The sequence below is a fragment of the Faecalibacterium sp. HTF-F genome (genome assembly GCF_023347535.1).
Lineage (GTDB): Bacteria > Bacillota > Clostridia > Oscillospirales > Ruminococcaceae > Faecalibacterium > Faecalibacterium wellingii.
Map to the genome: position 1 here is coordinate 2,572,632 of NZ_CP094473.1, position 21,857 is coordinate 2,594,488.

The following is a 21,857-nucleotide window of genomic DNA, read 5'->3' on the forward strand; positions in this document are numbered from 1 at the left end:
TGCCGGGTCATTTCTTGGGCTCCTTCGGTTTGCGGGTACGCTTTGCGGGTGCTTTTTCCGCTGCAGGCTCAGCCTCTGCCTTCGTCTTGCGGCCGCGCTTTTTGGGTGCCTCTGCGGCAGCCTCCGGCTCAGTCTTGGCCTTGCGGGCGGTCTTTTTCACCGGCTTTTCCTCTGCAGCGGCAGCCTCTGCCTTGGGCTTGCGGCCGCGTTTTTTGGGTGCTTCTGCAGCGGTCTCCGGCTCGGCCTTGGCCTTGCGGGTGGTCTTTTTCACGGTCTTTGCCGGTTCAGCAGCGGTCTTTGCCTTTTTGGCTGTGGTCTTTTTTCCCGCCTTATCGGTCTTGTCCTCTGCAGCCTTGCGGGTGCGCTTGGCGGGCACCTCAAAGTACAGCGTGCTCATGGGCGGCAGGGTGATCGTGATGCTCTGCTCAAACCCGTGCAGCGGCTTTTTGTGGGTGCGCACGGCCTTGTTGTGAACTGCGCCGGAACCGCCGAACTCTGCATCGTCGCTGTTCAGGATCTCCTTGTAGGAGCCTGCCACCGGTGCGCCCAGCGTGTAGCCCTCACGCAGGACGGGGTTGAAGTTGCAGACCACCAGGATCTGCTTGCCGGAAGTGTCCTTGCGCAGGAAGGCGATCACGCTCTGCTGCGAGTCGTCCGGCACGATCCACTGGAAGCCCTCCCAGCTGTAGTCCACCTGCCAGAAGGCGGGGTGCTCCTTGTAGAAGGCATTCAGGGTCCTGACATAGGTCTGCAGTTCGTTGTGCTTATCGTAGCCCAGCAGCATCCAGTCCAGCGGCTTTGTCTCGTTCCACTCGGCGAACTGGCCGAACTCCTGTCCCATGAACAGCAGCTTCTTGCCCGGGTGGGCCATCATGTAGCCGAAGAAGGTGCGCAGGTTTGCAAACTTGGCGTCGTACTCGCCGGGCATCTTGTTGATCAGGCTGCCCTTGCCGTGCACCACCTCATCGTGGCTGATGGGCAGCACAAAGTTCTCGCTGAAGGCGTAGAAGAAGCTGAAGGTGACCTTGTTGTGGTTGCCGGAACGGAAGAGCGGGTCGGTCTTCATGTAGCTGAGCATATCGTTCATCCAGCCCATGTTCCACTTGAAGTTGAAGCCAAGGCCGCCGTCCGAAGCAGGCTTTGTGACCATGGGCCATGCGGTGGATTCTTCTGCGATCATGTACTTGTGCGGATGACGGCCCAGCACGGTGTCGTTCAGCTTGCGCAGGAAGGCAACGGCCTCCAGATTCTCCTTGCCGCCGTCCTTGTTGGGCTCCCATTCGCCCTGCTTGCGGTTATAGTCCAGATACAGCATGGATGCCACGGCATCCACCCGCAGGCCGTCGATGTGGTACTGCTCCAGCCAGTACAGTGCGCTGGAGATCAGGAAGCTCTGCACCTCGCTGCGGCCGAAGTCGAACACCATGGTGCCCCACTCCTTATGTTCGCCGCGCTTCGGGTTCGGGTCCTCGTAGCAGGCCTCGCCGTCAAAGTTGTACAGGCCGAACTGGTCCTTCGGGAAGTGAGCAGGCACCCAGTCCATGATCACGCCGATGCCGGCGGCGTGCAGCTTGTCCACAAAGGCCATAAAGTCCTTGGGGGTGCCGTAGCGGCTGGTGGGTGCAAAATAGCCTGTGACCTGATAGCCCCAGCTGCCATCAAAGGGGTATTCCATGACCGGCAGCAGCTCCACATGGGTATAGCCCATATCGGTGATATACGGGATCAGCTCGTCTGCCAGCTCGGAATAGTTATAGGGCTTGTCGCCCTCCTTCATCTTCCAGCTGCCGGCGTGCATCTCGTAGATGTTCATGGGGCCGTTGATCACGTCCGCCTTTTTCTGTGCTGCCTGCCATGCGTCATCGTGCCACACAAAGCCGGTGATATCGTAGACCTTGCTGCCGTTGGACGGGCGGGTCTCGGCGTGGAATGCATAGGGATCGGCCTTATAGACCAGATCACCTGCACGGGTGGTCACGCAATATTTGTAAACATCGTATTCCTTCATGCCCGGGATGAACAATTCCCATACGGAATCGCCATCCACCTTGCGCATCGGGTGGCTGCCCGGCTTCCAGCTGTTGAAGTCGCCCACCACGCTGATCGCCACAGCATGGGGTGCCCACACGCGGAACACCACGCCCGCTTCACCGGCGCGCGTTTCCATGTGTGCGCCGAAGTAGCGGTATGCTTCACAGTTATTGCCCTGTTTGAACAGATACACCGGAAGGTCCGATGCATTGCTCTGGATCTTTTCCTCGGTCGGTTTCATAGACTGCTCCTCCCCGTACAGATGCGCCGGAAAGCGCACCTGTAGCTTTTTACTCTTTTATATTAAAGAATTTCGGACTGTTTTTCAAGGGGATTTCATCAAAATTTACCATAATCTTTTCGGTGATATTTCTCCCTTATATACACACCCTCTAAATTTTTGCAAATTTTATGGTGAATCCTACCAATCCGCAAACAAAAAGAGCCTCTGCGCGCCCTCCCCAAGGGGAGGATGCACAGAAGCTCTCTGTTTCTGTTAAAAATTTTCGGTTCCGGGTTTTTCAGGTTTCTCAGCCCACAACGTAGACGTTGACCTGAATGGCACCGTTGATCACGCTCTCGGCGTAGGTCTCATAGAACAGGTCTACCAGGATCTCGCCCTTCTGCACCGCAATGCCGGTGTCGGTGGCCACTGCGTAGCCATACACGAACTTGCCGTCGGTGGAGGTGATATACAGCTTGGTGCCGTAGGGGATCACATCCGGGTCCACGGCCACAGTGCCATAGCCAAGGCCGAGGCCGGAGGAACCCTTGCCGGTCCTGGAGTAGTAGCCGGTGGCCTTGCCGGTGAGCACCTTGCTGTAGGAAGCCGGTGCATTGGTGGTGCCATCCGGGCCGGTCAGCGGGGAGACCGGTGCGCCCGCGCCATAGGTCTTGATGACATGGTTGGTGGGCTCCACGGTAGTGGTGGAATCCACCACGATGCTGTTCTCCAGTTCGCCGTCCACATAGCGGTCGCGGGTGGTGATGGTCTGCTGGCCTTCCGCACCATGGCGCACCGTGGTGGCGCGGCCGGTGTTGCGGAAATACAGGCTGGTGTAGACATACTCGGTATCATAGGGGATGGCCTGCGTCTCCACACGGTCGGTGTAGTCCACGCGGTGCACCGTGATGGTGGAACCTGCGCTCACCAGCTGGTCCAGAGCAGGCTCGGTGTAGTCGTCACCCTCCAGAGTGATACCTGCGCGCTTCAGAGCGTCGGCGACGGTGCCGAACACCATCTTGACGGGGTACTCCTGACCGTCGGCAGTGATGCTGACGGAGAATGCGCGCTCGATGTTCAGGGCGGCAAGGTTGCCGCTGTAGGCCGTGTAATAGACCCGATCACCCTCTTCGGACTGGATGCCGGAGAGGTTCATGACCTGTGCAGGGTCGGTCTCGGAGGTGAGGATCACCTGCCGGGCACCATTGGAGTCTGTGACGTAGGTCAGCCGCAGATTCGCAGCGGTCACACTGAGTGTAGCCACAAGGCACACGACCATGACACAGAACGCCAGCACACGGGAAGAGACAGCCTGCTTGCAGGCGGTCAGAGCTTTCTTTACTTTTACGGAAGCGATACGAGACAACTCCTCTCTTTTCAAAGTTGGGTGCGGCCGCAGACACGGTGTTCCACGCCCCGGCCGCCCGGACTGCGGGGCGGGCAGAAGCACTCTGGCCCCACAATCAAATACGATGCCCTCTTTATGATAAGACCGAGCATCGCATGCAATTTGGACTCCGCTGCGGAAGGTGTCATTTTCCTCCCGGCCCGAGCCGCATCTGCCCGCGCCGCACCATGTGTGAGATGGTTTTCACTTCATCCAGATAAATTTTAGACGCTGCAACGTTTGTTGGCTCCGTTGAGCGGGTCTTATTTTACCAGTCCAAAGGCCGTTTGTCAAATCAGGGGTCTGCTTCTTGTTAGTTTTTTGACGATATTTTTTGTGCAATTTATACATTGTTTTCTCCAAATTATTGTTATTTCGGTTATTTCCTTCCGATTTTCCTTTTGTTTTGTGGGATGTTTTGTTCATGAATTTTTAACATTTATTTTGGATTTTTCGCACCGGAAACTGCACTTTTGGGCCGTTCCGGCAGCACGGCAAGCGGCCCTGAATCGCTGGTTTTGCACAGCGGCATTTCCTTCCGTTGCCCCGCCTTTGCCCCACCGGGATCTGTGCGAATTTCCCCCGAAAAATGCCTTCCGGCAAAATGCCGAAGCATAGAAACTTGTGGAAATAAAGTACACTCTCGCCGCCGCTGTCCGGCCGCGATACAATCAAACAAAAAACAGAAAGGAAGGTTTTCAAGTGAAGATCCAGATCATTCAAAAGCAGTGCGGCGGCACCGAGTTCCTTGCCCAGCCGCACCGGCTGCATCTCGGTGCGCAGAACGCCGCCGGGGTGGACGAGCTGCTGTTCCAGCTGCCGGATGCATGGGACGGGTGCACCCTTGCGCTGTATCTGCGCCGCAGCGACGGCACCCTGCTGGCGCCGGTGGCGCTGGACACCCAGCACCGCGTCACGGTGGACCGCCGCCTGACCGGCAGCACCGGCGGGCAGTGGATGCTGGCCGCCATGGGTGAAAACGGCTACACCGCCTACACCCGGCCCGGCAGCTATGACTGCTACGCCATTCTGCCCATCGATGATGACGCAGAGGAGCTACCGCCCTCGCTGTACGAGCAGTTCGTGGCCCGCGTGCTGGAAAGCTCCAGCAGCGCCTCCACGGCGGCACAGCGTGCCGCAGCCAGTGCAGCTTCCACCGCGGCCAACGCAGCGCAGGCCCAGACCGCCGCACAGCGCACCAGCGCCGACAGCGCCAATGCATCCCAGTGCGCTGCCCGTGCAGAGGCCGCTGCCGCCCGCGCCGAAGAGCTTGTGCCCACGGACGGGCAGGTGGTCAGCGTCAACGGCAAAAGCGGCATCGTAAAGCTCACCGCGCAGGAGGTGGGCGCACTGCCCTGCCCTGCGCAGCCGGTATCCGGCCAGCTGCTGCGGGTGCTGAGCGTAGACCCCAACACCGGAGCGGTGCTCACCGACACCGCCGCCATGCCGGACCTGTCCCCCTATCTGCGCAGCAGCACCGTACCCACCGCATCGGTCCCCGGGGCGGTGCGGGTGGACCCGGCCTGCGGCATCAACGTGCGTAGTGACGGCACCCTGACCACGGCCCCCGCTGACCGCAGCCAGCTGGACAGCATGGACAGCACCGTTCTGCCGCTGACCCCCGCCCTGCTGCCCTACGGCGTGAAAAAGGCCCTGACCACTGCCGCCTCTGCCGGGGAATGGACGGCGGACGACAAGGCCGCTGCCCTGCGCACCCTCGGTGCCGATCTTTCTTCCTATTATACAAAGGAAGATATCGACACGCTGCTCTCGGCCCCCAGCTCCGGCGCGTATCCCGTGGGCAGCATCTACCAGAGCACCGACCCCACCAGCCCCGCCGCACTGTTCGGCGGCAGCTGGGAGGAGATCGCGTCCGAGCGGGTACTGATGGGTGCATCCGGCACCCACGCAGCAGGCACCACCGTGAAAGCCGGTCTGCCGAACATCACCGGTTCTTTTGTCGCGAATGTATACTATGGCAAGAATGCTGTATCCGGTGCGGTCACTGCTTCCGACCAGAACGCAACGGCTGGCGTAGACAACAGCAGTTTTATGAACTATTCGAATGTTTTTAAGTTCAGTCTGGATGCGTCCAGATCCAATGCCATCTACGGACGCAGCAGCACCGTGCAGCCCGCCGCCTACTATGTGCACATCTGGCACCGCGTGGCCTGAGAAAGGAGGTTTTGAACCATGAAGATCATCGACGAGACCGGTGCGGTCGTGGAAAACCCCGACCTGACGCTGGGCTACCTGACCGACGACACCCAGCCGCTGGAGCATCCGGCGCAGGAGGCCGTGGCCGAGGTGGCCCACTACGAGACGGTGGCTGAATACCCCAGCGGCGGCAGGGACGTGCAGCGGGTGGTGGATGTGCCGGGCGTACCGGCAAGGCCCGCGTGGGTCGAGCAGCTGCCCATTAAAAGGTACATCCGCTATACCGCCGAAGAGCTGTCCGCGCAGGAAGAAGCGCGCAAGAAGCAGCAGGAGCGGGAAAAGCTGCCGGACACGGTGGCCGACCTGATGCAGCAGCTGACCGACCTGCAGCTTGCCCTGTGTGAACTGTACGAAAGGAGTGATGCCTGATGGCAAAGATCTATGCAGCCCTGATCCGCAAGGGGCTCAAAACGCTGGACGATGTCCCCGCCCGGCTGCGGGACGCGGTGGCAGCCCTGCTGCAGGAGGACGCCCATGCTTAACGCCTATTCCCGCCGGAAGGACGGCAATGCCCTGCTGAGCCGCAGCTTCCGGGTGCGGGAATTTGCCTGCAGGGACGGCTCCGACCCGCTTTTCGTGGACAGTGCGCTGGTACAGCTGCTGCAGAGCATCCGGGATCACTTCGGTGTGCCGGTGGTCATTACCAGCGGCTACCGCACCGCCGCCCACAACAAAGCCGTGGGCGGTGCCCCTTACAGCCAGCACTGCTACGGCAGAGCCGCCGACATCCGGCTGGCCGGTGTTCCGGTGGAGCAGCTTGCCGCCTACGCGGAAACTCTGCTGCCCGGCACCGGCGGCATTGGCCGCTACCCGGCAAAGGCAGGCCGGGCAGCGGGCTGGGTGCATGTGGACGTGCGCCCCATCAAGAGCCGGTGGACGGGCTGAGGGGGTGAGCCCAGTGGAAAGCATCCTGTCCGCCGTGATCGCCGGTGCCGTGACCCTGATCGGTGTGCTGATCGCCAACAGCCGCAGTCAGGCCGTGACCGACACCAAGCTGGAAGAACTGACCCGTGAGGTGCGCGAGCATAACAATTTTGCCCGCCGCGTACCCATCTTAGAAGAACAGATGAAGGTGGCCAACCACCGCATCGCAGACCTTGAACACAACGAGAAAGTGAGGAACTGACATGAACATCCATAAGATCTCCGCCGCAACCATCGCCCGCACCGCCTGCCTGCTGCTGGCCCTGACCAATCAGCTGCTGAGCGCCTGCGGCAAGCCCGTGCTGCCCATCGAGAGCCAGACCGTGGAGCAGCTGGTCACCGCCGGCATCACCACCGTGGCCGCGCTGGTGAGCTGGTGGAACAACAACAGCTTCACCGCCGCTGCCATTCAGGCAGACGCCGAATACGCCCGCCTGAAGCAGAAAGGCGAGTGAACCGGCACCCGAATGGTGCAAAAGTAATACTTTTTAAATTGGAAGTACTACTTTTTTAGCCATCTTTCACAGCAGCCCCGGGAGGCGCGCAGCGGCCCTTCCCGGGGCTTTTTTGCTGTCCGTTTGAGCGATTCACGCAGGTTCGAGGGCGATTCACGCAGGTTTTGATGATTTTCGCGCCCAAATCATGTATAATCCAGACAGGAACGAAAGGGAGGAATTTCTATGGTAATTCCATGCGTCTGCAACACAAACGTCACATAAACGCACACGTCTGCAACAAATCACGCCAAACGTGCAACAAGCCCTTGGAATTAGTTTCAAATCTGCAGGGTGCCGATTGATACAGAACGCAGAATTTCAACGTTACGGGATGGTTTTTCTTGACGAAAATTCTAGAAAACGCCATAACGTAAGTAGTTGTTGGAAGCAGTTTATGCAGTCCGATTTATCGGGCTATTATACACATGGCGACAGGAAAGGAGACCTGGGATCATGACGAACAAAAAGTTTAAAGTTGCTGCAATGTCTATGGCACTGACCGCATGTGTTGCGGCCCAGCCCCTGATCGCGAATGCGGCAGATGATGTGAACGCCGTCTCGAATGACGCACCCGACAGCGCGCCCCAATCGGAAGGGGAAAGCCCGGCTTCTGCACCCGTTGCTGCTGCCAGTGTGTCGTCCGATCCGGTGACCAACCAGAAGAGCGAGGGCGCTGTGGATGTGATCGGCGACCCGGATATCAGCGTGGATTATAACCACGACAACGACAAGGTCACCAAGGACGATTCTTCCACCACCACCGAGAGCACCGGCCCTGTGAACCGCGATGTGCCCAAAGAGAGTGAGCCCGGCGCACAGCAGCCCGAGACCGACCTGAACAATGAGCAGGAAGGCCCCAAGGACGGCGGCAGCGAAACAGAGAAAAAGCCCATTGGCGAAGCTGAAAAGTCCGAGACGGAGACCAAGGACACGAAGCTTGTGCTGGGCGAACCGACCACCACGACCACCACGACCACCAACCCGGACGGTTCTACCACCACCACGACTACCACCACCACCGATGCCGCGCTTGAAACCACCACCAAGGTCGAGGGTGAGGCCAGTGCCAAGACGGAGGAAGACTCTTCTGAGGACGTGAAGGGAACCCTGAAGGAGGAGCTGGACGGAGCACTGCGCTGGGACACCGAACCCAATACCAAGTTCGGTGATTACACTGTGACCGACGCCGTGGAAACGGACGGCACCAAGACCTTCACCCTGACCAAAGAAGACAAAATTGAAGGCGAGATGACCGGGCTTGACATTTCCAAGCTGATCGAAGCCGGTTACAAGGATAACGGCGATGGCACCTACACCCTGACCAAAGAGTTCACCGACTCTCAGGGCCAGAAGCAGACCACCACCGTCAAGGTGGATTCCAGCACGGCCACCAAGATCACCCGCACCACCCTGACCGTCACGATGGCAAACCAGAATCACGAGAAAACCGAAGAGCTCGGCACCAAGGAAGATACGAATTACCCCTATCCTTCCACCGATATCACTGTGCAGGATGATAAGGGCAAGGATCACACCTTCAATGTGACGGATATTCTGGGTAAAGCCCATGATAATGGGGACGGCACCTTCACCTATGAGGACAAGGAAAACAACCTGACCTATACCATCACAAAGAACGAGACCGACACGAAGCTGGACAGCCTTACTGACACCGAGCTTCGCGACCTGCTGAACCAGAATACCACCGGCAGCAAATACTCTGTGGACGCTGATGGCAAACTGTGCTATACCACCGATCAGGGCGAAGTGTGCCGCGTGACCAACGAGCAGAACACTCTGCTGCGCAGCATGCTCAAATTGGGTATCACCATCACCGACCACCACGGCAAGGAGTCCGACACCCAGAAGGTGGACGGCAGCGAAAAGACCCCGGAGCAGGCCAAGGCCGATGCCAAAGAGACGGCACAGGACGAGGCCCTGAAGGATGCACTGGCACAAGCCATCAACAAAGAGGCTGGCAAGAGCCTGACGAAGGCTGACATCGACCTGAGCAAGGCAAACGGCGGTAAGTTTGAGTGGACGGATCCCGACACCGACAAAACGTACACCTTCAGCTATACGGAAAAGGGCATCGTCAGCAGCTCTGAAAAGATCAAAGACCCCTCCACTGTTAAGCCGGACGCTTCTTCTGCCGAGAAGAACACCGAGACCGGTTCTGCCGAAGTGACTGGTTCCACCGTGATCTGGACCGAGGAAGGCAAGACCCTCATTCAGAACGATTCCAAGACGGAAACCGCCTTTGGAAAGGACTTTGACTTCCGGAGTGTTCCGGGCGGTTTTGAGCTTGACGGTGACGCTGTATACAACAATGATGGCACGTTGCAGAGCTTCAAAACCAAGGACGGAAAGACCTATGAGTTTACGTATACACCGGGTTCTGCTCCTGAAGATTTGAAGGACATCTCCCACCCCGACTTTACCACGGTTACGTGGAAGATGACCGAAAAGAAGATAGATTCCATTACCTCTCCGGATACCAGTGAGCCCACTCATATCGAGATCGAGCGGAACTTCCGGAAGAAAACCGAAGATAATGGCACCTTCACCTTTACCGAAACCAAGGAGGGCGGCAAAACCTATAGCGGCCTGAAAAAGGTTGATGGCACGGATAACGTCTACCGCAGCGAGGATGGTTCTGTCACGATCACAGTCACCACCTCGGAGCTCGGCGTTGGCGTTAATGAGATCAAGGCAGCTCTGGAAGGCAAGGGCTATACGGATGTCAAGGTCAATTCGGACGGCACCGCCAGCTATAAAGACGGCAATGTGACCTATAACGTCACCTATAACACCACCGTTGAGTCCATCACCGTCAAGACAAAAGAAGTTGTCGAGGACTCCCGTTTCACAATTTCCGTTTCTGACTCCAAGCAGCAGGATGCTGAGGACGCGCTGAAAGCAAAAATCGCAGAGCTTCAGGCCGGTCTCGAAGAGGGTGAGTACATCGAAGTGAACGGCCACCACGTCGATCAGCACACTGAAGTCGAAACGATCATCACCTACTTCAAGACTGCCATCAACTACAAAAACATGAGCGATGATGAGATCGTTGCCATGCTCAAAAAGCAGAAAGCTGATGCTGATGCAGAGGGCAAATCCTATACCGGTGCAGGCATTGGTCATGACTACTTGTTTGGCCATTACGATACCGGTGAGACGCCGAACTATATCGGCCACCTTGACCTTGCTACCGATTCCGACCTGGTTCTGGAAGATGGCTCCACCGCCGATGCGATCCTGCTGAACAAGGGCGACAAGAAGTTCAAGTTCGAGTGGAACATGGATGCTGAGGATCTTGTCAATAAGAATAAGCCGGACAAACGGGCAAAGTTCCAAGACTCCATTTCTTACGATGATGGCAAGCAGAACGGCGGCGACGGTTCCAAGGGCCATTACGAGTATGAGCGCGGAAACGGCCGCTCCAGTTGGATCGACAAGGACAATGACCAGTACCCCCATGCGAGTGCCTACTACCGCCTGACCGGCACCATCGCCTACAATTCTCTGGAAGACGGCAAAGAATACGGCACATGGAACGATGCAAACAATGCTCTGGCTGATTGGGTAAAAGATCACCCGAACGATAAAGACTATAAGCCGAACATTGTGGCACTGCAGAAAACCGAAACAGACTGGTGGGGCAACGAATATACGGTTACGGTTTATAAAGCCTACACCTACGAGTCCTCTCTGACTGCGTATGGTTATATGTCGAAAGACAGCAACACCTGCGTCAACTCCGGGTATGGCGATACCGGATATGGGCGTGCGTGGGCTGGCGGCTTTGACCTGCGCATCAGCGGCCTGACACAGGTCACCAAGACCGAATCGTCCGCACATGGCAAGAACTACTACGACTACTATGCCGATATCACCAAGTACAAGACCGTGGAACAGACTTCCAGACCTCTGACAAACCGCCTGTTGAACGTGATTCCCGGCACCAAGACCGAACCCACTGAAACCACAAATACCGATACCGGCAGCGGCCTGTTTGGCTCGTATGATCAGAACCACAACGAAACCCACAACTACGAAAAGCCTTTCACGGGTGCAGGCACTGCCGAATACACCACCTACCGGACTTGGGAGGACACCAACGCCGAGTGGGATGGCGAGTTTGAAAAGCTTACCGGCGCTTTCGGGTTCAGCTACACCTCCACGAAGGATGCCGAAGTGGTCGAAGCCTCCAAGAAGGCCTGTGTGAAAACCGACTCCTCGGTGAAGTACCACTACTCCTACGTGGAGCGTCAGGAGCTTGACCCCATTACGGAAACCAAAACCGTAACGACCCCTGCCGACGATGACGGCGACGATGACGGCGACGACGGCGACGATGGCGGCGACGAGATCATTGAGGAAAAGGTCCCCGACTCGCCCGTACTGCCCGGCACCCCCGAGCTGCCGCCTGTGCAGGACGCAAAGCCGGACGCCCCTGTTCTGCCTGCTGACCCCGCTCTGCCCGCTGTGCAGGACGCACATGCCCTGCCGCAGACCGGCGTGAACTGGCTGGCCGCCATCGGTCTGGCCCTCAGCGGCATGACCCTGATGATCACTGGCGCGTTCGCCAGCCTGACCGGCAAAAACGCAAAGCACTGAGCCGCGCTTTCCCCCCTTTCACAAACCTGCGTTTCCCTGCTTTGCACCGCCGGACAGACTGAGCCGGATCGCTCTGGCTGATATGTCCCAATCTCCTATTCCGCATACAGCCTTCCGGCTGTAAAACCTCACAAACAAAGCGCCCCCGCTCCAAAACCGGAGTGGGGGCGCTTTGTTTATTGCTGGAAAATTTATTGGGAACACGCAGATGATTTGCGTACCGTTATCGACTGTGTTATACTTATTTCGCTGCCCTCTCCATTCTGGCAACAGGAAGGAGGTGTGTCATGTGGGCGACATCTTCATCAATCTTTTTGTGGCTGTCGGAGCAAATGTGATTGCCTATTACATTTGCAAGTGGCTTGACAGCCGCGGCAAAGGACAGTAAGCACAGAAGAACCCCCTCGGAGTTGCAGCTCCGAGGGGGTTCGCTTTTGTGTGCCTGTGGTAATCTTCATCAACCTTGTGATTGCCTACTTCTATTATACGCGACTCCGTGCAAAAGTCAAGCCTCCGGCAAAAAGTTCATTTTTACGTCAAAATGTATTTTGCCGGATATACCAAAAACGGCTCTGCCGAAGCAGAGCCGCAGGAAAAGTTCCTCCGGGTTGCGGCTCCCAGCATCCACTTCGCACCTTGAGCGGTGCTCGTGTCTTGCTGGCCGCGGCCCCAACAGCTCCTCCCTGTTTCAGCCGCTGGCTGCGGTCGTCGCCGTTGCACTTGGAGAACTGAGGTGCATCGCTGGGCGTGCGCTGCACGCCACGCGATGCTTGAGCAAGGATCAATAAGCGCCTCCGGCTCGCCCCTTGCGGGGCAACCGCCGGAGATGCGCAGTCGTGCCCCCCAGTTCTCCGGAAAACAGACAGCAAAAAACGGCTCTGCCGAAGCAGAGCCGTAAAAATGCATCTGAAATATAATCAGCGCTTGGAGAACTGGGGTGCACGACGTGCAGCCTTCAGACCGTACTTCTTACGTTCCTTCATACGAGGATCGCGGGTCAGGAAGCCAGCCTTCTTCAGGACAGGACGGTTCTCCTCGTTCTGCTGCAGCAGAGCGCGGCTCAGGCCGTGGCGGATAGCGCCAGCCTGACCGGAAACACCGCCGCCGGAAACGCGGACGACGACATCGTACTTGCCCTCCAGGCCCAGCAGGACCAGCGGAGAACGGACGATCAGCTTCAGGGTCTCCAGACCAAAGTAGTTGTCGATATCACGATCGTTGATGGTGATCTTGCCAGTGCCGGTGTAAACGCGAACGCGGGCAACGGAATCCTTACGACGACCAGTGCCGTAGAAATAAGGTTTGGTTTCGTACATGTTCGATTGCCTCCTTCTTAGAACTCGATCTTCTCGGGCTTCTGAGCTGCGTGAGCGTGCTCGGCACCCTGGTAGCAGTGCAGGCGGGTCAGAGCCTTAGCACCGATGGTGTTGGAAGGGATCATGCCCTTGACAGCGTAGGTCATGGCCAGATCGCTGTGCTCAGCCATCAGCTTGCTGTACTGGACCTTCTTCAGGCCGCCGATGTACTTGCTGTGGGTGATGTGGAACTTCTGCTCGGCCTTCTTGCCGGTCAGAACAGCCTGATCGCAGTTGATGACAACAACGAAATCGCCGCAGTCCACGTTGGGGGTGTAATCGACCTTCTGCTTGCCGCGCAGCAGAACAGCGGCCTCAGCAGCGACGTGGCCCAGGCTCTTGCCGGCAGCGTCGAGCAGGTACCACTTGCGCTCGACTTCAGCGGGCTTTACGAGAGTAGTGCTCATATCTATTTCCTCCTGATAAGCTTTTTGTAACGTTTCAGGCGCCTTTGTGGGGCGCGAGTGTCAGTATACATCATAAAAAGGCACCTGTCAACAGCATTTTTTGATTTTTTCGCTGTAATTTTTTCAATCTCTCGAATGCTCTCGTTTTCTCTTGAATCCTCTCGTTTTCTAAAAACGCATTTTCTGTAAAATTTTCTGCCCGCCGCCGCACATTTTCTGCCTCTGCCCGCTACAATTTTGCCCCTTGGTGTGGTATACTATAAAGGATATGGCAGCTTTTGCTGTGCACACGGATAAGGAGAGCTTTCTACATGTCAAACGAGATCGACCGCAATGCTTCCGCCCAGCGCCGCACCTCCAAACTGCTGGCCGCCATGGGCATCTTTGTTGCCCTTGGCATCGTCGCTTACATTATATTAACGCTGCTGGTCAACCGCAGTGTGCCCGCAAACCCGGACACCCACTATACCGGCTCCAACGGCGTTTCCGTTTACTACGACAGTTCCATCTGGAAGGTATGCCAGATGACCGAGGACAACACCCTTGGCACCGTGCTGGAACTTGCCACGGCAGACAGCGCCGATGGTGAGGACTACCAAGCCGTGCTGCTGCAGCGCGGCACCGCCGACAGCTACGCGGACTTTATCGATGCGTCCGAGAAAGACCTCAAGCAGGCCTATGGCGTCATCAAGCCCCGCAAGGTGAACCTGACCGTGGACGGTGCCGAGGTGGAGGCCGTGCGCTGCGACATTCAGGCGTATTATGCGGTGCTGGCCACCATTACCTACCCCAGCGGTGACGTGGTGTATGTTTCCGGCCTGACCAAACTGGCCTCCATCAACGACATTGTGAACCTTGTGGAAAGTGTGACCCTGTCATGAGCAGTTCCCGTGCGATGCAGCGTCTGTGCGGCCTGATGCGCAAGGCTGTGCAGGACTATGAAATGATCGCCCCCGGCGATAAAGTGATGGTGGGCGTTTCCGGCGGCAAGGACAGCGTAGCGCTGACCATCGGCCTTGCCGAACTGCGCAAGTACATCGGCTTTGATTTTACGGTGCAGGCCGTCACGCTGGACCCGCAGTTCGGCGGCAAGCCCATGGATTACACCGTATTGCAGGAGCTGTTTGCCCGGTACGACATCCCCTATGAGATCCGCCGCACCGAGATCGGCCCCGTGGTGTTCGACTACCGCAAGGAGAAGAACCCCTGCGCCCTGTGCGCCAAGCTGCGGCGCGGCGCACTGCACACGGCGGCGCAGGAACTGGGCTGCAACAAGGTGGCGCTGGGCCACCATCTGGACGATGCCGTGGAGACCTTTTACATGAATCTCTGGCGGGAGGGCCGCATCGGCTGTTTCTCGCCGGTCACTTATCTTTCGCGCCGGGACCTGACCCTCATCCGGCCCATGCTGCTGGCCACCGAGCAGGAGGTCATTTCCGCAGTGCACGCTGAGGGGCTGCCCATCGTCAAGAGCGTCTGCCCTGCCGACGGCGTGACCGTGCGCGAACAGACCAAGGAGTTCGTCAAGGAGCGCTGCCGCACCGACCACGCCTTCCGGCAAAAGACCCTGCACGCCCTGCAGGAGAGCGGCATCGACGGCTGGCGTCCCGTCCACACCGGACGCGGCAGCTTTGCAATTACAAACGAGGAAGAATGAATCATGCAGACTCAACCTTTTGAAAAACACGTCTGGGCCGAGATCGATCTGGACGCCTTGCGTCATAACTTCCGGGCCGTCAAGGCCCGGGCCGGTGCCCTGCCGCTGTGCGCGGTGGTCAAGGCCGACAGCTACGGCCACGGTGCCGTGCAGTGTGCCCGCATCTTTGCCGAGGAGGGCGCGGTCTGTCTGGCCGTCAGCTGCCTGACCGAGGCCATGCAGCTGCGTCAGGACGGGCAGACTCTGCCCATCCTCATTTTGGGCCATGTGCAGTCGGAGTACGCCCAGACCCTCATCCACGAGGATATCACCGTGGCATGCTACTCCACCGAGCAGGCGCAGAACCTTTCCGCTGCTGCGGTAAAGGCAGGTGGCAGGGTAAAGATCCACCTCAAGGCCGATACCGGCATGGGCCGCATCGGCTTTGCCCTGCGCACCGATTTTGACGCCGCCATCCGCGAAATGCTGGCGGTCTGTGCGCTGCCGGGGCTGGAAATGACCGGCATGTTCCAGCACTTCTCGGTGGCCGACGACACCGCCGAAGAAAACATTGTCTATACCGCAGAGCAGCACGCGCTGTTCGTCAGAGCGTTCCATGCGCTCAAGGCGGCAGGCCATGAGCCGCAGACCGTTCATTGCGACAACTCTGCGGGCGTGATGCTGCACCCGGACTGGCCCGAGGGATTGGCCCGGGAGCGCTGCATGGCCCGGCCCGGCATCATCCTCTACGGCTACGACCCCAGCGACGAGGTGCGCTTTGGGCAGTTCCGGCCGGTGATGACCCTCAAGACCGTGGTGAGCATGGTCAAGGAAATGCAGCCCGGCCAGAGCGCCAGCTATGGCCGCCGCTTCACCGCCGAAAAGCCCACGCTGGTGGCCACCCTGTGCACCGGCTACGCTGACGGTTATCCCCGCCAGCTGAGCTGCGGCAAGGGCATCGTGGAGATCCACGGCAAGGCCTGCCCGGTGCTGGGCCGCGTGTGCATGGACCAGATGATGGTGGATGTGACCGGCATCCCGGACATCCGAGAGGGCGATGAGGCCATCCTGTGGGGCGGCAGCGTCAGTGATACGGCTGAAACCATCGCCCGCAAGACCGACACCATTTCCTACGAGGTGCTGTGCGGCGTGTCCCGCCGCGTGCCCCGCGTTTACCTTGAGCACGGAAAGATCGTGGATGTCGAGGACTGGATCCTGAAAGCATGACCGGCACCACAGGCCGCTCTATCATAGCTTCTCAATTTTTTCGGAGGAACTGAATGGCAAGAGATAATATCCGCAACTTCTGTATCATCGCACACATCGACCACGGTAAATCCACCCTGTCGGACCGTATTCTGGAGCTGACCAAGAGCGTGGACGAGCGCACCATGGAAGACCAGATCCTGGACAACATGGACATCGAGCGCGAGCGCGGCATCACCATCAAGGCCCGTGCCGTCACCATGAACTATACCGCCAAGGACGGCAAGACCTACGAGTTCAACCTTATCGATACCCCGGGCCATGTGGACTTTGCCTATGAGGTCAGCCGCAGTCTGGCTGCCTGTGAGGGTGCCATCCTTGTGGTGGACGCCACGCAGGGCGTGGAAGCCCAGACGCTGGCAAACACCTACATGGCGCTGGAGCATGATCTGGAGCTGGTGCCCATCCTGAACAAGATCGATCTGCCCAGTGCCCACCCGGACGAGGTGGCGCAGGAGGTGGAGGACGTGATCGGCCTGCCCTGTCTGGACGCGCCCCGCGTTTCTGCCAAGACCGGTCTGAATGTGGATCAGGTGCTGGAGCGTGTCGTTACTGACATTCCCGCCCCCACCGGCGACCCGGATGCCCCCCTCAAGGCCCTGATCTTTGACAGCATCTACGACAGCTACAAGGGCGTCATCGTCTATATCCGCGTGTTTGAAGGCACCGTCAAGCCCGGCGACACCATCCGCATGATGGCCACCGGTGCCGAGTTCACGCTGGTGGAAGTAGGCCACATGGGTGCTACCAACCTTTCTCCCTGTGCCCAGCTGCAGGCTGGTGAGGTCGGCTATCTGACCGCCAGCATCAAGACCGTGCAGGACACCCGCGTGGGCGATACCGTCACGCTGGCCAATAATCCCACCGCCGAAGCACTGCCCGGCTACCGTCAGGTCAAGCCCATGGTGTTCTGCGGCATCTACCCCGCCGACGGTGCCAAGTACCCCGACCTGAAGGATGCACTGGAAAAGCTGCAGCTGAACGACGCCTCCCTCACCTTTGAGCTGGAGACCAGCGCCGCGCTGGGCTTCGGTTTCCGCTGCGGCTTCCTTGGCCTGCTGCATATGGAGATCATCACCGAGCGTCTGGAACGGGAGTTTGATCTGGACATCATTACCACCACCCCCAGCGTGCGCTACCGCCTGACCCTGACCGACGGCACCGTGGAGATGATCGACAATCCTTCCAGCTATCCGGACCCCTCCAACATCGTCAAGCAGGAAGAGCCTTTTGTGGACGTGCATCTGTACACCCCCAACGATTATGTGGGCGGCCTGATGGATCTGTGCCAGAACAAGCGCGGCGTGCTGATCGACATGAAGTATCTGGACGATGTGCGGGTGGACCTGCACTATGCTCTGCCGCTGGGCGAGATCGTGTACGACTTCTTCGATGCCATCAAGAGCCGCAGCCGGGGCTACGCCAGCTACGACTATGAGTTCAAGGAGTACCGTGAGAGTGATCTGGTCAAGCTGGACTTCCTGCTCAATGGCGACCCTGTGGACGCGCTGTCCATGATCGTGTTCCGCGATAACGCCTACGCCAAGGGCCGCCGCATCTGCGAGAAGCTGCGGGACAACATCCCCCGCAACCTGTTCGAGATCCCGGTGCAGGCCGCCATCGGCGGCAAGATCATTGCCCGCGAGACGGTCAAGGCCATGCGCAAGGACGTGCTGGCCAAGTGCTACGGCGGTGATATCTCCCGCAAAAAGAAGCTGCTGGAAAAGCAGAAGGAAGGCAAAAAGAAGATGCGTCAGCTGGGCAGCGTTTCCTTGCCCAGTGAGGCCTTCACCGCTGTGCTCAAGCTGGACAGCGACGACGATTGATCCTATAAAAGCAAAGGCCCGCGTTCCGGTCATGCAACTGCGCATACCGGGACGCGGGCTTGTTTCATCTGTTTTTACTGCAGTGCAAAGGTTTCCTCTGCAGCTCTCATTTTCTATCCTTTACGACATTTTTCAAACCAGCAGTTCAGACAACAAAAAACGCCTCAGAATCTCTTCTGAAGCGTTTTTGTTCAAGTCGGCGACTACCTATTTTCACGCGCCGTTTCCAGCGAACTATCTTCGGCACAAGTGAGCTTAACTTCTGTGTTCGGAATGGGAACAGGTGGAACCTCACCGTCATCGACACCGACCGATCTGACTGGCCTAGTATAACATATCTGTTGTACTTTGTCCAGTATTTGTAGAAGGACGTGCCTTCAAAACTGAATAATCACTGCTTACATTTTTTCGTTGACTCTTGAGAGTCTCAAGCGAATTGTGGTCAAGCCCTCGACCTATTAGTACACGCTTGCTGAATGGATCGCTCCACTTACACATCGTGCCTATCAACCTTGTAGTCTTCAAGGGGTCTTACTTGTTTGAAACAATGGGATATCTTATCTTTGGGTCGGCTTCACGCTTAGATGCTTTCAGCGTTTATCCGATCCGTACATAGTTGCCCAGCTATGCTCTTGGCAGAACAACTGGTGCGCCAGAGGTACGTCCGCTCCGGTCCTCTCGTACTAGGAACAGCTCCCATCAAATATCCTGCGCCCACGACAGATAGGGACCGAACTGTCTCACGACGTTCTGAACCCAGCTCGCGTACCGCTTTAATTGGCGAACAGCCAAACCCTTGGGACCGAATACAGCCCCAGGATGCGATGAGCCGACATCGAGGTGCCAAACCTCCCCGTCGATGTGGACTCTTGGGGGAGATCAGCCTGTTATCCCCAGGGTAACTTTTATCCGTTGAGCGATGGCATTTCCACTCACATACCACCGGATCACTAACTCCAACTTTCGTTACTGCTCGACCCGTCAGTCTCGCAGTTAGGCTCGCTTCTGCGTTTGCACTCTTTTGCTTGATTTCCGTTCAAGCTGAGCGAACCTTTGAACGCCTCCGTTACTCTTTAGGAGGCGACCGCCCCAGTCAAACTGCCCACCTAACAATGTCCCCCGCCTTGATTCAAAGGCGCAGGTTAGAATTCCAATATCGCAAGGATGGTATCCCAACGGCCACTCCACAAGCGCCAAAGCACCTGCTTCCCAGTGTCCCATCTATCCTGTGCATGCAACATCGAAACCCAATATTAGGCTACAGTAAAGCTCCATGGGGTCTTTCCGTCTTGTCGCGGGTAACCGGCATCTTCACCGGTACTACAATTTCGCCGGGCGGGCTGTTGAGACAGTGCCCAAATCATTACGCCTTTCATGCGGGTCAGAACTTACCTGACAAGGAATTTCGCTACCTTAGGACCGTTATAGTTACGGCCGCCGTTCACTGGGGCTTCGATTCAATGCTTGCACATCTCCTCTTAACCTTCCAGCACCGGGCAGGCGTCAGCTCGTATACGTCATCTTTCGATTTAGCACAAACCTGTGTTTTTGGTAAACAGTTGCTTGGGCCGATTCTCTGCGGCTGCATTGCTGCAGCACCCCTTCTCCCGAAGTTACGGGGTCAATTTGCCGAGTTCCTTAACAACCCTTCTCCCGTTGGCCTTAGAATCTTCTTCCTACCTACCTGTGTCGGTTTGCGGTACGGGCACCGCAGAAATACACACAGCTTTTCTCGCCATCTTCCATCCCGGACTTCGGTACTAACTTCCCTCGATCGCTACCGGAACCAACACCCGGCTCCGAGACTTCATATGTGTCCCTGTGCTTAACTCTTTTGGTGGTGACGGAATCTCTACCGTCTGTGCATCGGCTACGCCGTTAGGCCTCACCTTAGCTCCCGACTAACCTGGAGCGGACGAACCTTCCTCCAGAAACCTGAGGCTTTCGGCCATGCAGATTCTCACTGCATTCGCGCTACTCATTCCGGCATTCTCACTTCTATACACTCCACAGCCGCTTACGCTACTGTTTCACCGCGTATACAACGCTCCCCTACCCAATACATTGCTGTATTGCCTAAGCTTCGGTGTCAGGTTTAGCCCCGTTAAATTCTCCGCGCAAAGACGCTCGACCAGTGAGCTATTACGCACTCTTTGAATGAGTGGCTGCTTCTGAGCCAACATCCTGGTTGTCTGCGTATCTTCACATCGTTTTCCACTTAACCTGACTTTGGGACCTTAGCTGTAGATCTGGGCTGTTTCCCTTTTGACAATGACATTTATCTGACACTGTCTGACTCCCAAGCATCAATACTCTGGCATTCTGAGTTTGATAAGCTTCGCTAACCTCTCGGCCGCTAGGCTATTCAGTGCTTTACCTCCAGGTATCTAACTTGAGGCTAGTCCTAAAACTATTTCGGGGAGAACCAGCTATCTCCGGGTTCGATTGGAATTTCTCCGCTACCCACAGTTCATCCGCCGCCTTTTCAACGGAGGTCGGTTCGGTCCTCCATGGAATTTTACTTCCACTTCAACCTGACCATGGGTAGGTCACCCGGTTTCGGGCCCATTATATGCAACTTAACGCCCTTTTCAAACTCGCTTTCGCTTCGGCTCCAGACCTTAAGTCCTTAACCTTGCTGCATACAATCGCTCGCCGGACCGTTCTACAAAAAGTACCCTATCACGCTTTGACGCGCTCTAGGTGCTTGTAGGCACAGGGTTTCAGGTTCTTTTTCACTCCCCTCCCGGGGTGCTTTTCACCTTTCCTTCACAGTACTATACGCTATCGGTCACTGGGTAGTATTTAGGGTTGGAGGGTGGTCCCCCCGTATTCCGACCAGGTTTCACGTGTCTGGCCGTACTCTGGAATTCGCTCGGCTCTTGTCGTTTTCACCTACGTGGTTTTCACACTCTCTGACCGGCCTTCCCATGCCGTTCGGTTAACAACTTAAGTCCTAAATGCGCTCCGTACCCCGAAAGTATTTCTACTCTCGGTTTGCCCTCTTCCGCGTTCGCTCGCCACTACTTACGGAATCTCGTTTGATGTCTCTTCCTCGCCCTACTTAGATGTTTCAGTTCAGGCGGTTCCCTCGATATACCTATTTTGAAGTTCAGTATAACGTACCTGAGTATGAACCCAGGTGAGTTTCCTCATTCAGAAATCTCCGGATCAATGCTTATTTGCAGCTCCCCGAAGCTTATCGCAGCTTATCACGTCTTTCATCGGCTCCCAGTGCCAAGGCATTCGCCCTGCGCCCTTGTTCGCTTGACCTTTCAAACGTTCTTTCAAGAACATTTGGTATCCTCTTGATTCTCTCTTGCCAACGAAGATTATTGTTACCCTTCCTTTTGAAATTGTAATATTTCTTAAAAAAGAACTTACTATAATCTTTGTTTCGCAGTTATTATTCAGTTTTCAAGGTACGTCTTGGTGATGTTGCTCAAAGCCCGGTCTCCCGGTACTTTG

15 protein-coding genes and 2 rRNA genes are annotated in these 21,857 nt (G+C 57.0%); 11 read left to right on the forward strand and 6 right to left on the reverse strand.

What is annotated here, in order from left to right:
- Positions 1-7 precede the first annotated feature (7 nt).
- A complete protein-coding gene (gene glgB / locus MTP37_RS12195; protein ID WP_249237504.1) occupies positions 8-2,272 on the reverse strand; it encodes a 1,4-alpha-glucan branching protein GlgB in 2,265 nt (754 codons plus the stop codon).
- Between the two features lie 289 nt (positions 2,273-2,561).
- On the reverse strand, positions 2,562-3,620 hold the full coding sequence (locus tag MTP37_RS12200; protein WP_249237505.1) for a 3D domain-containing protein: 1,059 nt from the start codon (positions 3,618-3,620) through the stop codon (positions 2,562-2,564).
- Positions 3,621-4,343: 723 nt separating this feature from the next.
- Here MTP37_RS12200 and MTP37_RS12205 point away from each other — a divergent pair.
- From MTP37_RS12205 to MTP37_RS12230, 7 genes are all read left to right on the forward strand, one after another.
- Positions 4,344-5,816, forward strand: coding sequence for a phage baseplate protein (locus MTP37_RS12205; RefSeq protein WP_249237506.1), 1,473 nt, complete (start codon positions 4,344-4,346; stop codon positions 5,814-5,816).
- 18 nt (positions 5,817-5,834) lie between these two features.
- A complete protein-coding gene (locus MTP37_RS12210; protein ID WP_249237507.1) occupies positions 5,835-6,227 on the forward strand; it encodes a hypothetical protein in 393 nt (130 codons plus the stop codon).
- Positions 6,227-6,340 (forward strand): CD1375 family protein, encoded by a 114-nt coding sequence (locus MTP37_RS13145; protein ID WP_256469107.1) that lies wholly within the window; start codon positions 6,227-6,229, stop codon positions 6,338-6,340. The genes MTP37_RS12210 and MTP37_RS13145 overlap by 1 nt, the downstream gene beginning before the upstream one ends.
- Complete coding sequence (locus MTP37_RS12215) at positions 6,333-6,743, forward strand: YcbK family protein (RefSeq protein ID WP_249237508.1); 411 nt, start codon at positions 6,333-6,335, stop codon at positions 6,741-6,743. The genes MTP37_RS13145 and MTP37_RS12215 overlap by 8 nt, the downstream gene beginning before the upstream one ends.
- 13 nt (positions 6,744-6,756) lie before the next feature.
- Entirely contained in the window at positions 6,757-6,984 is a 228-nt protein-coding gene (locus MTP37_RS12220; RefSeq protein WP_249237509.1) for a hypothetical protein, read from the forward strand.
- 1 nt (position 6,985) lies between these two features.
- Complete coding sequence (locus tag MTP37_RS12225) at positions 6,986-7,237, forward strand: phage holin (RefSeq protein WP_249237510.1); 252 nt, start codon at positions 6,986-6,988, stop codon at positions 7,235-7,237.
- A 495-nt stretch (positions 7,238-7,732) separates the two neighbouring features.
- The gene (locus MTP37_RS12230) at positions 7,733-11,899 is read left to right on the forward strand and encodes a hypothetical protein (RefSeq protein WP_249237511.1); all 4,167 of its coding nucleotides are present in this window, start codon (positions 7,733-7,735) and stop codon (positions 11,897-11,899) included.
- Between the two features lie 917 nt (positions 11,900-12,816).
- Here MTP37_RS12230 and rpsI read toward each other — a convergent pair.
- Positions 12,817-13,215 (reverse strand): 30S ribosomal protein S9, encoded by a 399-nt coding sequence (rpsI, locus tag MTP37_RS12235; protein WP_249237512.1) that lies wholly within the window; start codon positions 13,213-13,215, stop codon positions 12,817-12,819.
- A 17-nt stretch (positions 13,216-13,232) separates the two neighbouring features.
- Positions 13,233-13,661 carry a 50S ribosomal protein L13 gene (gene rplM / locus MTP37_RS12240; protein ID WP_005938158.1) on the reverse strand — a complete coding sequence of 143 codons (429 nt, stop codon included), beginning with the start codon at positions 13,659-13,661 and terminating at the stop codon, positions 13,233-13,235.
- A gap of 311 nt (positions 13,662-13,972) precedes the next feature.
- Between rplM and MTP37_RS12245 the strand changes: the two genes are divergently transcribed.
- Genes MTP37_RS12245 through lepA form a run of 4 tightly spaced genes read left to right on the forward strand, consistent with a single transcriptional unit; the run spans position 13,973 to position 18,389 of the window.
- Positions 13,973-14,542 (forward strand): hypothetical protein, encoded by a 570-nt coding sequence (locus MTP37_RS12245; RefSeq protein WP_249237513.1) that lies wholly within the window; start codon positions 13,973-13,975, stop codon positions 14,540-14,542.
- The gene (locus tag MTP37_RS12250; protein WP_249237514.1) at positions 14,539-15,318 is read left to right on the forward strand and encodes a tRNA 2-thiocytidine biosynthesis TtcA family protein; all 780 of its coding nucleotides are present in this window, start codon (positions 14,539-14,541) and stop codon (positions 15,316-15,318) included. The genes MTP37_RS12245 and MTP37_RS12250 overlap by 4 nt, the downstream gene beginning before the upstream one ends.
- Positions 15,319-15,321: 3 nt before the next feature.
- Positions 15,322-16,524 (forward strand): alanine racemase, encoded by a 1,203-nt coding sequence (gene alr / locus MTP37_RS12255; protein ID WP_249237515.1) that lies wholly within the window; start codon positions 15,322-15,324, stop codon positions 16,522-16,524.
- 53 nt (positions 16,525-16,577) lie between these two features.
- A complete protein-coding gene (lepA, locus tag MTP37_RS12260; protein WP_097774375.1) occupies positions 16,578-18,389 on the forward strand; it encodes a translation elongation factor 4 in 1,812 nt (603 codons plus the stop codon).
- 194 nt (positions 18,390-18,583) lie between these two features.
- On the opposite strand, the gene rrf is transcribed toward lepA, so the two are convergent.
- A 5S ribosomal RNA gene (gene rrf / locus MTP37_RS12265) occupies positions 18,584-18,700 on the reverse strand.
- 127 nt (positions 18,701-18,827) lie between these two features.
- A 23S ribosomal RNA gene (locus tag MTP37_RS12270) occupies positions 18,828-21,662 on the reverse strand.
- Between the last annotated feature and the right edge of the window lie 195 nt (positions 21,663-21,857).

Excerpts from the sequence above, each read along its gene's own strand:
- MTP37_RS12225 (WP_249237510.1), top strand. The coding sequence starts at position 6,986 with ATGAACATCCATAAGATCTCCGCCGCAACCATCGCCCGCACCGCCTGC.
- rplM (WP_005938158.1), bottom strand. The coding sequence starts at position 13,661 with ATGAGCACTACTCTCGTAAAGCCCGCTGAAGTCGAGCGCAAGTGGTAC.
- glgB (WP_249237504.1), bottom strand. The coding sequence starts at position 2,272 with ATGAAACCGACCGAGGAAAAGATCCAGAGCAATGCATCGGACCTTCCG.
- MTP37_RS13145 (WP_256469107.1), top strand. The coding sequence starts at position 6,227 with ATGGCAAAGATCTATGCAGCCCTGATCCGCAAGGGGCTCAAAACGCTG.
- rpsI (WP_249237512.1), bottom strand. The coding sequence starts at position 13,215 with ATGTACGAAACCAAACCTTATTTCTACGGCACTGGTCGTCGTAAGGAT.
- alr (WP_249237515.1), top strand. The coding sequence starts at position 15,322 with ATGCAGACTCAACCTTTTGAAAAACACGTCTGGGCCGAGATCGATCTG.
- MTP37_RS12215 (WP_249237508.1), top strand. The coding sequence starts at position 6,333 with ATGCTTAACGCCTATTCCCGCCGGAAGGACGGCAATGCCCTGCTGAGC.
- MTP37_RS12230 (WP_249237511.1), top strand. The coding sequence starts at position 7,733 with ATGACGAACAAAAAGTTTAAAGTTGCTGCAATGTCTATGGCACTGACC.
- MTP37_RS12210 (WP_249237507.1), top strand. The coding sequence starts at position 5,835 with ATGAAGATCATCGACGAGACCGGTGCGGTCGTGGAAAACCCCGACCTG.
- MTP37_RS12245 (WP_249237513.1), top strand. The coding sequence starts at position 13,973 with ATGTCAAACGAGATCGACCGCAATGCTTCCGCCCAGCGCCGCACCTCC.
- lepA (WP_097774375.1), top strand. The coding sequence starts at position 16,578 with ATGGCAAGAGATAATATCCGCAACTTCTGTATCATCGCACACATCGAC.
- MTP37_RS12250 (WP_249237514.1), top strand. The coding sequence starts at position 14,539 with ATGAGCAGTTCCCGTGCGATGCAGCGTCTGTGCGGCCTGATGCGCAAG.